This is a genomic window from Sphingosinithalassobacter tenebrarum (genome assembly GCF_011057975.1).
Taxonomy (GTDB): domain Bacteria; phylum Pseudomonadota; class Alphaproteobacteria; order Sphingomonadales; family Sphingomonadaceae; genus Sphingomonas; species Sphingomonas tenebrarum.
Map to the genome: position 1 here is coordinate 1,270,826 of NZ_CP049109.1, position 13,433 is coordinate 1,284,258.

The window sequence follows — 13,433 nt, forward strand, 5'->3', positions numbered from 1 at the left end:
CTTCCGGCCGAGAACCGGAGGTGGCCGGAAGCCACGTCTGGCGGGTCCGGGTCAACCCTGCCAGAAGACGGGACCGAGCTGGACGATCAGTCCGTTGTTCGTGCGGATCAGCGCGACGCGATTGCCGACATAGACCCATTGCAGCCCCGGAGGCGCCGGGGGCAGGCCATAGACGCCGGGCGTCACGACGACATAGTGGCGCAGCCCGGGTGGCACAGTGCCGCCTACGATCCAGCGACGGCGGACATAGGCGCGCGGCAGGGCGTAATAGCCATAGCCGGGCACGTAATAATATCCCGCGCGCGGCCCGTTATATTAGGTACCTGCGTTCGTAATCCGAAAGATTACAGCGGCCGTCAGAAATTTGTACGTAGGACCTATAATGGTGGCCCACATCTTTTCTGGCATTGTTAGAACCATAATTTCATCACCGACTCCCGGAGGCAAATCTCCAGGAAGTAAACCTCCATAATATAACTCAGTGATAAAGGAAAAGTAATTTTAGTTTCATGTAGAAGTAGATACGATAGCTCCTACATATTGCTCTGCTAGATCGGTTGCTTTGCGGTTAATTGACTATCATCCATCGCTCTTGCAACACAAGAAGAGCAGTAATAGCAAAGGGTACGCAATGAAAATCCAAACAAAGAGTATTGATGCGGATATCGCGAATAAGCCGAAATCAAATTTAGGATAGATAAATATATACACCGGATTAATGAAGCGATATCCAAATCGGTCAATGCTAGTTAGCAGAAAAATCATTCCAATCAGCCAGATTGCCAAAGAGAAAAATACTATCGCTCGTCTAGGCATGTTCATTCCTTGAAACTTTGCTCATAATACCACGGGGGATTTCCAAACACGACAACGCCTAGGTAGTATGTAACCGCGATCGAGTGTCATATCTCCGTATTGTTGTTAGCGTTGGATAAATTCAACATATCTGCCACGAACTGAAGGTCGCATCCCGTTTTCGAATCCCTAGGCCGGCGGTGGCGGCCAGCGATCGACGGTGACGCTGCGGCTGGTGGTGCCGCCATTGGGGCCGGTGCCGGTGCCGGTGACGGTGCGCTGGGCGTTGGCTGCGGGAATGGCGAGGCCGCCACTGCAACCGCGGCCGTCAATGCTAATCGCTTCACGGATTGCGTTCCCATTGCAGACCGGCAAAACGCGCCGGCACAGGAAGCGCAGGTTAGCCTAGTGCTGCATTCGCGTAACGAAGTGTAACGCGCCTAGGTCACCCCGAACGGGACGACGTGGTTCATCACGATATGGCCGATCTCCGCGCGGCCGAGGAACGGTACGTCCATTTCGTCGCACCAGCGGCGCACGATCTCTTCGGGGTTTTCGGCGAAGGGCGGGTCGTTTTCCTGGATATGGGTCATGTGGCCTAGGCGGATGCCGGCAACGCCCTTGAGCTGCGTCGCATGCGCCACAGTGAACAGCATCCGGTCGATGCGGTAGAGCGGCTCGGAAACTTCCTCGATCATCAGGACGTGATCGGTTAGGTCGGGGAGGTACGGCGTGCCGATCAGTGCATTGAGGATGGCGAGATTGAATGCGGCGGCGGGGCGCCCCTTGCCCTCACCGTTGAGGCTGGGTTCGAGCGCCCGGCGATCGCCGTCGATCAGCCATGCCAGCGCCCAGCCGAGGCTCTCCCCAGCGTCGTTGTTGCCCAGTGTCACCGGCATCGCGGCGTGGATCGGGCGGCCGACCCCGGCGGCATAGAGCGCGCCGAGCAGGAAACCCATGTCCGAAAAGCCGAGATACGCCTTGTCCCTGGCGGCGGGACCGAGAAGCGGCATGACTCGCGTCAGGATGCGGTTCGATCCGTATCCGCCGCGTGCGAACCACACTGCGTCGAACGCCGGATCATTGGCGACTTCCACAAATGCGGCGGCGCGCGCGTCGTCCGATCCGGCGAAATGGCCTTCGGATAGGTAGCATTGCGGGTGAAAGACGATGTCGTGCTCGGGATAGGTCAGCGCCACGAATGCCGAGACGCGCGTCGCGACGGTCTCGCTGATCGGACGTCCCGGTGCGACGACGGCAATGCGCATCAATTTCCCCTTCCGTTGGGTTCGAGCTTGTCGAGAACCCGGGGCTGGTTGGCAAGCCCTTGCATCGGGCCTTCTCGACGGACGCTTCTCGACAGGCTCGAAGCTGCTCGAAGCAAACGGGACGGATAGGGATATCCCGCTCAGTTCGAGCGTGTCGAGAACACTTGCCGGAGAGCAATTCGATTGTGATTGGCAGAAGGGACGCGCAACCACCGCTTGCCCCCCGCCGCCAGCCCGGATAGCCCGATGGCATGGAGCACAGCAAACCCTATTTCTTCGTCGGCATCGGTGGTTCGGGCATGATGCCGCTGGCGATGATCCTTGCCGGGCAGGGCGCGAGCGTCGCCGGATCGGACCGCAGCCTGGACAAGGGCGCGCTGCCCGCCAAATTCGGGTTCCTGCGCGATCGCGGCGTGGCGCTCCATGCGCAGGACGGCAGCGGGATCACGTCGGCCGATCAGATCGTCGTCGCTTCGGCGGCGGTGGAGGATACGGTGCCCGACATGGTTTCGGCGAACCGGGTCGGTGCCGCGCGCAAGAGCCGGGCGGAACTGCTCAGCGAGCTGTTCAACGCCGCGCCGATGCCGATCGGCGTCGCCGGGACCAGCGGCAAATCGACCGTTACCGGCATGATCGGCTGGATATTCTCCGCGCTCGGCCGCGATCCGACGGTGATGAACGGCGCGGTGATGAAGAATTTCGTCTCGCCCGACAAACCCTTCGCCAGCGCGCTGGTGGGGCAGGGCGATGCGTTCATCAGCGAAGTCGACGAAAGCGACGGCTCGATCGCGCTCTACTGGCCCCGCATCGCAGTGCTCAACAATGTCAGCCTCGACCACAAGACGCTCGAGGAATTGCGCACTTTGTTCGGCGATTTCGCCAACAAGGCGGCGCGCGCTGTCGTCAATATCGGCGACGCCGAAAGCGCCGCGCTGGCGGCGACGCTGCCGGTGGGCAAGGCGATTTCCTTCGCAGTGGAAGCGCCCGCGGATATCACTGCCGAAAATCTGGTGCCCGAGGCGTTCGGCATCGGTTTCGATCTGGTCGTGCGCGGCGAGCGGCTGGCGGTGAAGCTTGCAGTGCCCGGGCGGCACAATGTCGCCAATGCGCTTGCCGCGATCGGCGCGGCGATGGCGGCGGGCGTCGATCCGGCCGAAGCGGCGAAGGCGATCGAAGGCTTTACCGGCCTGCGCCGCCGCTTCGATTTCGTCGGCGAGGCGAACGGCGTCGCCGTGATCGACGATTTCGGGCACAACCCGGACAAGATCGCCGCGACGCTCGACACGCTGCACGCCTTTCCCGGCAGATTGCTGGTGATGTTTCAGCCGCACGGCTTCGGGCCGCTCAAGGTGATGCGCCGCGAACTGGTCGCGATGTTCGCGAGCAAGCTCGCCAAGGACGATCTGCTCGTCCTGCCCGACCCGGTCTATCACGGCGGAACCGTCGCGCGCGAAGTGACCAGCGCCGACATCATCGCGGATATCGCTGCGACCGGCGCCAACGCCGTGCACATCCCCGAACGCGAAGCCGCCGCCGCGCACATCGTCGCGCAGGCGCAGCCTGGCGATCGCATCGTCATCATGGGCGCGCGCGACGATACGCTGAGCCAGCTCGCGGCAAGGATGCTCGACGATTTGACAAGCTGACGTAGCAAAGTGGAAAGCTAAGTTGACACGTCGATGCGAATCGGCGTAAAGCTCACTTGTCATTTGAACAAGGGAGCTTTCCAATGCGTACTCGGGCAGCCAAGCGCTATCAGCGGCGCTTCTTCCTGACGATGGTCGCCTATGTCGCGGTGCTGTTCGCGTCGGTGACTGCGATCAATCAATATGAACCCACCGGCCTTCCGCTGGTCATCCTGTCGGTGCTGCCGGCGCTGCCGGTAATCGCCTGCCTCGTGGTGATGGGCTTCTACCTGATCGAGGAAACCGACGAGTTCGTTCGTCAGCGTATCGTTTCGGCGATGATGTTCGGCACCGGCGTCGTCCTCTCCATCGCTACCGTGCTCGGATTTCTGCAGTATGGAAAGGTGATCGGGAATGTCGACGTGTTCTGGGCCTTTCCGATCTGGTGCATGTCCTGGGGATTCGCTCAGTGCTGGCTGACCTGGCGCGACAGCCGCGCGGGCGGTAACGCATGAACAACCGCCTCCGCGTGCTCCGTGCCGAGCGCAAGTGGAGCCAGCAGCATCTCGCCGAACTGCTCGAAGTATCGCGCCAGAGCGTGAATGCGATCGAGACCGGACGATACGATCCCTCGCTGCCGCTCGCCTTCAGGATTTCCGATGTTTTCGATCTTCCGATCGAAGCGATTTTCACCAATCCGTCCAAGGAGAATGCATGATGTTCCGCACATGCCAGACCAACCGTACCAAACTCACCATCAGTATTTCGCTGGCGGTCCTCACACTGCTTGGCGCCAAGGCGCTGCGCGCCGAGCCGGTTATCGCTCCGGTCGTTTCGGCGCCGATCGCAGCCTCGCTTGATTATGCCGAAACCCAGATGGATCATATCTCGATCGTGAAGATGGGGCAGGGGCCGGCGGTGTTCCTGATCCCCGGACTGTCCTCGCCGCGCGCGGTGTGGGACAGCGTGGCGCCTGAACTGGCGAAGACCCACAGCGTCTATCTGGTCCAGGTCAACGGATTTGCCGGCGGCGATCCACGCGGCAATCTGGAGCCCGGCGTGCTCGATGGGCTGGTTTCCGATCTGCACGGCTTCATGGCGGATCGAGGAATCAGCGGCGCGGCGGTGGTCGGCCATTCGATGGGCGGGCTCGCCGGGCTGATGCTCGCCAAGGCGCATCCCGGAGATGTCGGCAAGCTGATGGTGGTCGACGCGCTGCCCTTTATCGGCACGCTGTTCGCGCCCGATGCCACAGTGGAAATGGTCGAGCCGCAAGCCGCCGCGATGCGCGATCAGATGGCGAGCCTGCACGGCAAGCCCTATCCCGACGCGATGGCGCAGCAGATTGCGGCCAGCAACGCGCTCAAACCCGAATCGCGGGCCCGGGTGGCCGAATGGGTGAAGGCGGCCGATGCACGGGTTTCGGCGCAGGCGATGTATGATGACATGACCACTGACATGCGCCCGGCGATGGCGGGGATCACGACGCCGATCACGCTGCTCTATCCCTTTTCGGCCATGCTGCCGCAGGAACGCGCCGATGCCGTCTACCAAGGCGCCTATGCCGATGCGCCGCAGGTCGATTTCGTGCCGGTCGGTGACAGTGGGCATTTCATCATGCTCGATCAGCCCGAGATCTTTGCGGAAACGTTGACGGCGTTTCTCGACTGACAAGGGAAATGCGCATGAAAAAGGGGCCCGGAGGATATCCGGGCCCCTTTCCGTTTGTGCGGGCGTTTACGATCAGTAGGTGCTCGAAAAGCTGCGATTGAGCGCCTTGGCGCTTTCGGCTTCGTCGCTGTCGCGGAACATCGCCATGTTCCGTTCCTCGTCGCGCCAGTGGTCCTGCGCTTCCTCGGCGGTCTTGCGCAGTTGCACCTTGGCGTTTTTCGCATCGACCGTATCGATCCAGCGGGACGGGATCGAATGGTGATGCCCGCCGGCATCCTTGTCACTTTTGGTAAGCAGGATGCGATCGCCGCGAACCTTGTCGACCTTGCCGACATGGCTGCCGTCGGAGCCGGTCACTTCCATATGCTCCTCGACGCGGTCGAGGCTGTCGCGCTGGCCCTTGCGATCGTCGCGAAAGGCACTGAATTCGCGATGGAAGCGATCGGCATTCTCGCGCCTATATTCTTCATAATCGCGATCCAGTTCGGCCATGCGTTCACGGCGCCAGCGGCGGTAATGCCCGTCTTCGTTATACGGATCGGCCCAGCGTTCGTCGGCGCGCTCGTCCATATGGCGGCGGCGTTCGGCTTCTTCGTCGCCGAACCAGCGACGCAATTCGTCACCGGCGCGCGCCATGAAGCCGCGATCCTCATAGTCATAGTCGTCGGGGCGGCTCAGGCCGCGTTCGCCATAGCGTTCGCCGCGATACCGCGGCCTTCCCGCTCGCGAAATCCGGGGCCGGGGGCGGCGATCATAGTCATCGCCGTGATGCCCATATTCGCTGCCCATGCCGTAGAAACGGCCGTCATCGGGGCGGCGATGCTCATATGCGTCCGGGTCGCGGGCAACGCGGCGGGGCAAGCGGTCATCATATCCCGCCGCTTCATAATCGCGCGCGCTCGAATGCGTGTAGGCACGCCCCGATCCATAATCGCGCGTGAAATCGTCAGCCGAACGACGCGGGCCATAGCCGGGCTCTCGTCCTTGCGGATAATAGCGGTCGTCCATGATGTCCTCCTTCGTCGTTATGATGTGCGCGCCGGCGCTGCGGCCGCGCGCTCGATGTACCGAATCAAAGGATGGGCTGGAGGATTGTTCCGAAATTTCCGATCTATTTACCGCTACTTAGTGCGATCTATCGCTGCGGAAACGAAACAAGTTGCGTTTGCCGCGTGCGCAGCAGTTGCATCGCGCTCGCGACGCAGCTAAGGGGAGCGCCTTCCGGCTTCGGCCGGATCATGGACGGGGCCGTAGCTCAGTTGGGAGAGCGCTGCAATCGCACTGCAGAGGTCAGGGGTTCGACTCCCCTCGGCTCCACCATTTTCCCCCCGCCTCCTTCCAATCCGTGTAAAAGCGTGAAAGGAAGCGAGGTTGCGGCGGTTCTAAAGCCTTCGCCGCGCAGGTATGCCAGTCGTTCGGTAAAGGCGAGCTTGAGTACCATCCGGCGGTATTCCAGCCTCCCGGTTTCCCAGAGTTTATAGGGGTTTGCGAGGAATTCCATCGCGGTTCTAAAACTCGCGAGATACTGGATTTGCGCAGGACGGCTTGTGCGCGGATTTTCGCGTAGAAGCAGTTTGCGCTCCTCAAGCTCACGAATGCGCTTTTCATATGCGTCGATCAGCCGCGCATCATCGGCCTGAGCGATACGGTCGAAAAACTGGTCGACCGTCTTTTCGATTTTGCGGATTTCGTTTTCAGCGGCGTCGGCCTGAGCGCGTTGAACCGCGTTCCGTTTGTCCCATAGGTCGCGGAGCAAATCGCGCATGATGGCGAACAGCGCATGCGATGGCCGCAAGGCGCGCAACAGTGCGACGAATTCTCCTTCGAGATCGGCGCGGCGAATGGACTTGCCATAGTCGGCGCATCCCTTCTGCACGCAAAGGTAATAGGGGTAATGCTTGGTGCGTCCCTTCGACCAGCAGCCGTAAAGCGGCTCGCCGCAGGACCCGCACACCACGAAGTTCCGCAGCGGGAAATCACGGTTGATGTTCTTCTTGGCAGGAGCCTTGGCGGTTTCCTTCATCCGCTCCTGCGCCCGCTTCCATGTCGCAAAGCTGATAAGCGGCTGGTGCTTGCCTTCGAGAAGCGCAATGTCCCACTCGGCGACCTCGATATATCCGGCATAGATCGAGCGCTGGAGCAGTTTGCGGATGTGGCGATGGGTCAGCCGATGCGAGGGCCCATTCGCCCATTCGGGCTGGCCTGTAAGGAAGCGATAGACTTCTGTCTGGGTCTGGAACCGCCCTGCTGCGTAGCCTTCAAAAGCCTCGGTAATCATGGTGGCGAACGGTTCGTCGGGCACCAGCATCTTGCCGTGGCCCGCCACCTTTTCGTAGCGATAGCCGACCGGGGCCTGAAAACACCAATAGCCTGCCAGCGTGCGGGCACGCATGCGGTTCTTTACCTGTTCGGCATTCTTCTGGCGGTGGTGCTGGGAGACGCTGGCGAGAAGGTGTTCGACGAGCTGGCTGTCGCTGTCCGCGCCGAACTCGATAGAGGGGGAGGCGAGGATGCCGCCCGCTTCCGCGATTTCTGCGCGGAGTTGAAGATGCGCCGTCATATCGCGGGCGAGTCTGCTGATATCGTCGATGATTACGGCATGCGGTTCGGCGCGATGCTCGCGTAAATAGGTGAGCATCCGTTCCATGGCTGGACGCTTCGAGGCCGCGCCGCTGATATCGTCCTTGTAGACGCCAACGACGCGCATGCCCTTGTACGCGGCATAGTCGCGGCAGCGGCTCTCTTGGCTGTCCAGCCCATGACCCTGCGTCTTCTGCTTGGTCGAGGAGACTCTCGCATAAATGACGGCATTCTGTTCTGTTGTTTCTGTCATGGGCTAGTCCTTATATTTGGTTCATCCTCCAATCCGGTGAGCGGAAAGTCCTCATTCAAGCTGCCTTCGAAGGCTTGGCGAGCTATATGGGACATAATGGTCACGAACGTATCAAAGTGAGTGCGAGAATCTTCTTCGCTCATGTCGAGATTGTCGTAGAATTCTCGATATTCCTCAAACTTCAATGTCATATGTGTTCCATGTGATTTGTGGTTACAATTTTATCCCAGCCAGATAGCTACCGGAATCGTTTATTCGACTTATCCACAAGGCAGGCCTGGGTCGGGTCGGTACCAAGCGCGATATCGATCGCCGCCTCGGCGATGCGATAGAGAACGGCGATCAGGTCCAGCTTCTGCTCAACGCTCGCGTCCATGCCGTCAAGGTGATGCAGATAGGCTGAAAGATCGTGTTGCATGTTCATGGCTCTGTCGGTTGCGAGACGGCAAGGCTGTGGTTCGGCCTGCGTCCCCTCGGGTTTGTCGTTGTTGTTGGAATACGCGCCCGCTGCGTCCCCGCTGGGGGCTTAGATACGCAAAAGCCCCGCCGTTTCCGGCGAGGCTCTATCGATCTGGATGCACTGGTAGCGCGTTTAGAAGCAATGGAACATATTTAGAACAAAAAGTCTAGGAATATATTCCGAAAAACAGTGATTCATCGTGCCGCATTTATCGACGATGGTGGCTGACAATTAATCTCGCTCCTTGGCAGCACGATGAGAATTTTTCTCGCTTATTTTTTTGATCTGCTCTTTCTTCTCGCTTGAAACGTCGCGCTCCCATGACATGCTGACTGCATTGAAGGAGGCTGAAATGACTGACGATATCAAGCGCCGAGGGCGGCCCAAGGGAAGCGAGAAGGATGATAGCGAGGCACTGGCTGCGATTGCCGACCTCATGCTCACTGAACCAAATTTGAAGCCGACCACAGCGATGCGGCGGTTCAACCGGAACGCAAACGAGTCAACGATCCGCCGCTGGCAATCGAAATGGCGCCAACGGAAGGCAGCGCTGCTTGCAGAAGCCAAAGACCGCCGCGCTGCGAGCGTAGTCGAGCACAGGAGTAGCAGCCCGGTCAGCATGACCGATGTTTTGGGTGATGTGGAGGCGCTGTACAATTCCCCCGCAGTCAGGGCCGCACTCGCATTTCAGGAAAGCCCAGAAATGCGAGCTCTCCGCAAAGTCTATAATAGCCCTGAAATGAAGGCCATGCGGGCTATGCGGGAAATACATAATAGCCCTGCAATGCAGGTGATGCGTGAGGTGCACAGAAAATTGGCTGCACTGAACCTCCAGAAGGGCTGGTAGGCGCTCGCGTCTACGCATACCCGTCCACATGGTGCAAGCGTCCGCTCTGGTGCTGCGGGAAGTGCGCAAGATGCGCGGGCACGTCCTTGGCCATTACGCGCACCCATTTGCTGCCGATCAGCCCCGGCAGCTTCACGCGATCGGCGGGCGGATGGAATGGGTTCGGTAGCCATTTGCCGTTGAGATCGCGCTGCTCGAAATGCGGCCTCTTGGTCGCATAAATGGGCGGCAGGTCGAGGCCGGAGATAAATTCGATCATCCGGTCTTCGGGCATCGCCAATATCTCGTCGGGTGTCATGAGCGCCCGCTGCATCATGCTCTCATGCTTCGATGCCTTGCGATAATGGGCGTAGTCGAACGCCGCGCTTGCATCGCCCTCGAACAGGAAGCGGCTCAGCGCCTGTTGCTGCTGGCGGCGTGCGCCTTCCTGTTTTAGCGGGTCGTCATAGCGCAAACTCTGGTTGCCGAGCATGTTCGAGACGAGCTGCGCGGTCTGATAGTCGCGCACACCGAAAAACATGCGGAGCTGCGCCGAGCCGATAAAGCTCTGCAAGGTCGCGGCACCGAAGTTGCGGATGATCTGGCCTACGTCCTGAAACACCGCGAAGGTGCGCACGCCTTCACCGCGTCCGAAGGTGAACGCCGAGAGCAGGGATTCAAAGCGGCCCATTTGTCCGGCCTCGTCGACGATCATGGTCAGGCGCGGCGCATCGGGCGCGCGGCCCTTGTAAAGGCGGCTGACCGTGAACAGCACGCGCAACAGCGACGACCAGATCGAGACATATTCCATCGGCACGTTGACGAACAGGCTCGCCACCTGATGCGGGTTGACCAGATCGGCGAGCGAGAAGTCCGGCTCGTCCAGCGAGTCCATCAATGTGGGGTCGTTGAGGAAACCGAGCTGGCCTTTGATGGTGCCGAGGATTGCGCCGAACTCCTTCGGCACGTCCTTTTGTTTGTGCCAAATCTCGGCGGCTCCGGCGCGAATGTCGTGGTGCTTCGAATCTTCCATCGCGCGGAGCTGCGCATCCCAGAACAGCGCATCGCCCTCGATCGCGTTCAGCACGTCGCGGAGCATCGGGAAGCTGGCCTTGCCGTGCTGTTCGACGAGCGATTTGATCAGCAGTTCGAGCCATTGGCGCGCGCGCAGCTCGAAATAGTGGCCGTTGCTGCTGCCGGAAAGCGGAATGAGAGCGGCGGCGATGAAGCCGCAATCGGCGTGAAAACGCGGGTCGGCTTCGTTCAATATGTCGAGCGGGTTGAGGCGGTGGCTGGGGAGAATATGGGCGTGGAGCTTCACCGGATTCCAGCAATAAGCGTAGGCCCCGTGCGCCGCGAAGTTGTGGATGGTGACGGCGGCAAGCTCGCCGCGCGGGTCGAGAACCCAGAGCCGCTGTCCTACGCAGCGGATAATCGCTTCCATGAGGACATCGCGGGATTTTCCGGCCCCTGCGCCCGCAACGATCAGACCAGGCGAGTCGGAATCGAGCCGCATCAGGCGGTTGCCGCTATATCCGATTGGGAAGCCCGTTTTGCCGAACAATCCGGCGCGGGCGATTTCCTCGTCCTCCGCCCATCTGGCGCTGCCGAAGCGCTCGTCTCCAAAATCACTCATGGCGTGGTCCTTTCACGGCAAAGAAAAAGGGCGGGGATTGCTCCCCGCCCTGAAAGCGTGTTGGTGGTCGTCGCTTATCCTGCACACTGACCGAGTAGGATGAGAGCGACGACGATAACGCCGACGATCGCGAGGCCATTGCCTTCTTGCCTCGGGCCGTATTCGACGTTGGCACGCTTCGGCTCCCAGATTTGCTGTTTCGCCATAGTTGGCTTCCTTTCTTTATGCCGCCTCATTGCGACGTTGTTCGAATATCGCGGCGGGCGCGGTGGCTTGGGGGGTTAGAAGAAAAGAATCCCGAACAGCGTGCCCGCAACGAACGCCAACCAAACGATGACGGGCCAGTCGGGGCCGTTCCGGCGGGGCGCGGTGCACATTGCGGAAGCCGCGCCTTCTCCCATGGGAATGATGGTCATGACGCTCCTTTCCAGCGGGTCGGGCGGGTGGCCCGATTTCTGATTCCGCTGGATAGAGGGCCGGAGGCGTGCGGCTGGGGGGATAGGCTCAGAACAGGCTATATTGGCGGCTGCGCTCCAGATGCGCTTTCCATTCCGGCTTTGCGGCTTCCGCGTCGAGCCACGCGATCACCTGTTCGACAACATCCGCGCCGAATGTCTCGATGATCCCCGGTTGCTCATAGTGGGAGCAATAGCCCGTCATGGTGATCGGCAGCGGTGCGCGTTCGGGGTTGATGCTGCGGATTTCGAGGTGGTCGATCATGTCCCATTTGAGGGGCGTATAGGTCACTTCGATCTCGATACCCTGCCATGTGAAGCGGTGCGTTTCCTTTGCCATATCAGTGGCTCCAGAACACATGGACGTGACCGAAGCCCGTTTCGAGCGCCAGCACGTCGGAGATTTCGAGATCGCGGCCCATACGATCGTAGTCGATATAGAAGCTGAGGCTGTCGGGGATGTCCTGCGTTTCCTCGGTCAGTCCCCGCGCAAAATCGGAAACGGATTCATACTCACCCGCGTATCGGTCCTCGATCGCGCTGCGGGCTTCGTCCAGATCGCCGAAATAGGAAAGCAGTTCACCTGCCAGCTTGCCGTGCTGGCTGATGAACGCGGCAATCGCGGACACGTCTTCCAAGCCTTCATATTCGGAGAGCTGATAGCCTTCAAAGCCCTCGTAATCATGGATGGCCCATTCTTCGGCATCGGCGATCGGTGAAGCCCGCAGCATCGCGGCCACCTCGTCATAGATCGCCCATGCGTCCTGCTCGGCATCAATCCAGCGTCCGTGTAAAATGCCGTTATTGTAGGCGGCGAGGCACGCCACATAGATTCTGATCTCGTGTTCTTTCTCCATTTTCAAATCCTCTTGGGAATGGGGTTGCTCATGAACCCCTGCCTTCCGGCGAGGATGGGTGTGCAAACGGAGGCAGAAATCGGCGGCGGGCGCAGCCGCTTGCGGCGAGCCTCGGGAGACCGTCTATTTTTGGTGAAGTGCGCTGAGGGCGAAGCCCTAAGCCCGCATCAGTGATCGTCACCCGCATGGGCTGAGACGCGGCTCAGCGGCGAAGCCGTAGAGCACGCCCGGATGCCCGCAAAATTCAAGTGTAATCAGTTTATTTGCACGCTGCCTATTAGTCTGAGCAATCGCATAGACTCTGCTGTTAGACAAAGAATCTGGGTAAGCCCAAGAGGACTGGCCCGCTGCCCGAATTCTGGACCTGTTTGAGCTGGAAAATTCCAGTTATGATCGGAGGGTCAGGAGACGGGCAGCAGATCAAGTCCAGCCGGACCGGTCAACGACGGGTATAAGATGGTGTCTGCGTTCCCCTGTCCACCGCTAGGTATGAAGTGCAGCCTTCCCAAAAAAATAGAGTGTGACGAGGCCGCCGATTCCTGAAAACGCGACCAAGAAGTTGACACCACCTTCATCAACACCCGCAGACAACAATATCAACGAGATGGCTATGGGCAAAAAGAAGGCTGTGACTCCTAGAGTCAGATTCAGCGATCGCCGCCGATAAGAATCAGATTTCAATACAAGTCTGAGGCTCTGAATCACGGCAATCAAAATTGAGCCAACACCAAGAAGGGTAACAGCAAATTCCATAGCGGGTTATTCGCAAACTCTCGGGATGTTCGTCTGAGGCAGCATCGCTTCAGCAGCTTCACCAGCCAACGCACCAACAACGTCATCAGCGAATGGCACCACCCCGATAACGCCGCGTGCAATTAGAGTTCCTGCTTCGCGGCGACCTACACCGGTTTCGATCGAGGCTCCAACTTCACCTATCAACTCAAAACCGCCTCCAAGCCCTTTGGCAAGGAGCGCTGTAAGAGCCAAGCCTCCAGCTAGACCTTCGG

16 protein-coding genes, 1 tRNA gene and 1 pseudogene are annotated in these 13,433 nt (G+C 59.8%); 6 read left to right on the forward strand and 12 right to left on the reverse strand.

Annotated elements, in window-relative coordinates:
* Positions 1-51: 51 nt before the first annotated feature.
* From G5C33_RS06260 to G5C33_RS06270, 3 genes are all read right to left on the reverse strand, one after another.
* Positions 52-285 (reverse strand): RcnB family protein, encoded by a 234-nt coding sequence (locus G5C33_RS06260; RefSeq protein ID WP_165326429.1) that lies wholly within the window; start codon positions 283-285, stop codon positions 52-54.
* Between the two features lie 699 nt (positions 286-984).
* Positions 985-1,170, reverse strand: a complete 186-nt coding sequence (locus G5C33_RS06265) for a hypothetical protein (protein ID WP_165326430.1) — start codon at positions 1,168-1,170, stop codon at positions 985-987.
* A gap of 65 nt (positions 1,171-1,235) precedes the next feature.
* Entirely contained in the window at positions 1,236-2,063 is an 828-nt protein-coding gene (locus G5C33_RS06270; RefSeq protein ID WP_165326431.1) for an LD-carboxypeptidase, read from the reverse strand.
* 251 nt (positions 2,064-2,314) lie between these two features.
* On the opposite strand from G5C33_RS06270, the gene G5C33_RS06275 reads away from it, so the two are divergent.
* The 4 genes from G5C33_RS06275 to G5C33_RS06290 all read left to right on the forward strand — a co-directional run bounded on the left by G5C33_RS06275 (position 2,315) and on the right by G5C33_RS06290 (position 5,359).
* A complete protein-coding gene (locus G5C33_RS06275) occupies positions 2,315-3,709 on the forward strand; it encodes a glutamate ligase domain-containing protein (RefSeq protein WP_165326432.1) in 1,395 nt (464 codons plus the stop codon).
* Positions 3,710-3,792: 83 nt separating this feature from the next.
* The gene (locus G5C33_RS06280) at positions 3,793-4,203 is read left to right on the forward strand and encodes a hypothetical protein (RefSeq protein ID WP_165326433.1); all 411 of its coding nucleotides are present in this window, start codon (positions 3,793-3,795) and stop codon (positions 4,201-4,203) included.
* Positions 4,200-4,406 (forward strand): helix-turn-helix transcriptional regulator, encoded by a 207-nt coding sequence (locus G5C33_RS06285; protein WP_165326434.1) that lies wholly within the window; start codon positions 4,200-4,202, stop codon positions 4,404-4,406. The genes G5C33_RS06280 and G5C33_RS06285 overlap by 4 nt, the downstream gene beginning before the upstream one ends.
* A complete protein-coding gene (locus G5C33_RS06290; RefSeq protein WP_228275210.1) occupies positions 4,403-5,359 on the forward strand; it encodes an alpha/beta fold hydrolase in 957 nt (318 codons plus the stop codon). The genes G5C33_RS06285 and G5C33_RS06290 overlap by 4 nt, the downstream gene beginning before the upstream one ends.
* Before the next feature lie 72 nt (positions 5,360-5,431).
* Here the strand turns inward: G5C33_RS06290 and G5C33_RS06295 are convergent, their stop codons facing one another.
* Complete coding sequence (locus G5C33_RS06295; protein WP_165326435.1) at positions 5,432-6,367, reverse strand: DUF2171 domain-containing protein; 936 nt, start codon at positions 6,365-6,367, stop codon at positions 5,432-5,434.
* A gap of 236 nt (positions 6,368-6,603) precedes the next feature.
* Here G5C33_RS06295 and G5C33_RS06300 point away from each other — a divergent pair.
* A tRNA-Ala gene (locus G5C33_RS06300) sits at positions 6,604-6,679 on the forward strand.
* A 538-nt stretch (positions 6,680-7,217) separates the two neighbouring features.
* Here G5C33_RS06300 and G5C33_RS19530 read toward each other — a convergent pair.
* Positions 7,218-8,192: pseudogene (locus tag G5C33_RS19530) on the reverse strand (recombinase family protein); the annotation flags it as partial.
* 238 nt (positions 8,193-8,430) lie between these two features.
* Entirely contained in the window at positions 8,431-8,610 is a 180-nt protein-coding gene (locus G5C33_RS06310; RefSeq protein WP_165326436.1) for a hypothetical protein, read from the reverse strand.
* Positions 8,611-9,004: 394 nt separating this feature from the next.
* Here G5C33_RS06310 and G5C33_RS06315 point away from each other — a divergent pair, with 394 nt between their 5' ends.
* Entirely contained in the window at positions 9,005-9,499 is a 495-nt protein-coding gene (locus G5C33_RS06315; protein ID WP_165326437.1) for a hypothetical protein, read from the forward strand.
* Positions 9,500-9,509: 10 nt separating this feature from the next.
* Here G5C33_RS06315 and G5C33_RS06320 read toward each other — a convergent pair whose 3' ends face one another.
* The 6 genes from G5C33_RS06320 to G5C33_RS06340 all read right to left on the reverse strand — a co-directional run bounded on the left by G5C33_RS06320 (position 9,510) and on the right by G5C33_RS06340 (position 13,413).
* Positions 9,510-11,114: a type IV secretory system conjugative DNA transfer family protein gene (locus tag G5C33_RS06320; protein WP_165326438.1), complete on the reverse strand. Its 1,605-nt coding sequence runs from the start codon at positions 11,112-11,114 to the stop codon at positions 9,510-9,512.
* A gap of 281 nt (positions 11,115-11,395) precedes the next feature.
* Positions 11,396-11,530 (reverse strand): hypothetical protein, encoded by a 135-nt coding sequence (locus tag G5C33_RS19420; RefSeq protein WP_266095914.1) that lies wholly within the window; start codon positions 11,528-11,530, stop codon positions 11,396-11,398.
* Between the two features lie 88 nt (positions 11,531-11,618).
* Positions 11,619-11,909, reverse strand: coding sequence for a hypothetical protein (locus tag G5C33_RS06325; RefSeq protein WP_165326439.1), 291 nt, complete (start codon positions 11,907-11,909; stop codon positions 11,619-11,621).
* A gap of 1 nt (position 11,910) precedes the next feature.
* A complete protein-coding gene (locus G5C33_RS06330; protein ID WP_165326440.1) occupies positions 11,911-12,426 on the reverse strand; it encodes an antirestriction protein ArdA in 516 nt (171 codons plus the stop codon).
* 483 nt (positions 12,427-12,909) lie between these two features.
* Positions 12,910-13,179, reverse strand: coding sequence for a hypothetical protein (locus tag G5C33_RS06335; RefSeq protein ID WP_165326441.1), 270 nt, complete (start codon positions 13,177-13,179; stop codon positions 12,910-12,912).
* Positions 13,180-13,185: 6 nt separating this feature from the next.
* Positions 13,186-13,413 (reverse strand): hypothetical protein, encoded by a 228-nt coding sequence (locus G5C33_RS06340; RefSeq protein ID WP_165326442.1) that lies wholly within the window; start codon positions 13,411-13,413, stop codon positions 13,186-13,188.
* Positions 13,414-13,433 lie beyond the last annotated feature (20 nt).

Bases quoted from the DNA above. Each gene is read 5' to 3' on its own strand.
- G5C33_RS06290 (WP_228275210.1), top strand. From the start codon at position 4,403: ATGATGTTCCGCACATGCCAGACCAACCGTACCAAACTCACCATCAGT.
- G5C33_RS19420 (WP_266095914.1), bottom strand. From the start codon at position 11,530: ATGACCATCATTCCCATGGGAGAAGGCGCGGCTTCCGCAATGTGCACC.
- G5C33_RS06330 (WP_165326440.1), bottom strand. From the start codon at position 12,426: ATGGAGAAAGAACACGAGATCAGAATCTATGTGGCGTGCCTCGCCGCC.
- G5C33_RS06275 (WP_165326432.1), top strand. From the start codon at position 2,315: ATGGAGCACAGCAAACCCTATTTCTTCGTCGGCATCGGTGGTTCGGGC.
- G5C33_RS06285 (WP_165326434.1), top strand. From the start codon at position 4,200: ATGAACAACCGCCTCCGCGTGCTCCGTGCCGAGCGCAAGTGGAGCCAG.
- G5C33_RS06280 (WP_165326433.1), top strand. From the start codon at position 3,793: ATGCGTACTCGGGCAGCCAAGCGCTATCAGCGGCGCTTCTTCCTGACG.
- G5C33_RS06320 (WP_165326438.1), bottom strand. From the start codon at position 11,114: ATGAGTGATTTTGGAGACGAGCGCTTCGGCAGCGCCAGATGGGCGGAG.
- G5C33_RS06310 (WP_165326436.1), bottom strand. From the start codon at position 8,610: ATGCAACACGATCTTTCAGCCTATCTGCATCACCTTGACGGCATGGAC.
- G5C33_RS06270 (WP_165326431.1), bottom strand. From the start codon at position 2,063: ATGCGCATTGCCGTCGTCGCACCGGGACGTCCGATCAGCGAGACCGTC.
- G5C33_RS06315 (WP_165326437.1), top strand. From the start codon at position 9,005: ATGACTGACGATATCAAGCGCCGAGGGCGGCCCAAGGGAAGCGAGAAG.
- G5C33_RS06325 (WP_165326439.1), bottom strand. From the start codon at position 11,909: ATGGCAAAGGAAACGCACCGCTTCACATGGCAGGGTATCGAGATCGAA.
- G5C33_RS06295 (WP_165326435.1), bottom strand. From the start codon at position 6,367: ATGGACGACCGCTATTATCCGCAAGGACGAGAGCCCGGCTATGGCCCG.
- G5C33_RS06335 (WP_165326441.1), bottom strand. From the start codon at position 13,179: ATGGAATTTGCTGTTACCCTTCTTGGTGTTGGCTCAATTTTGATTGCC.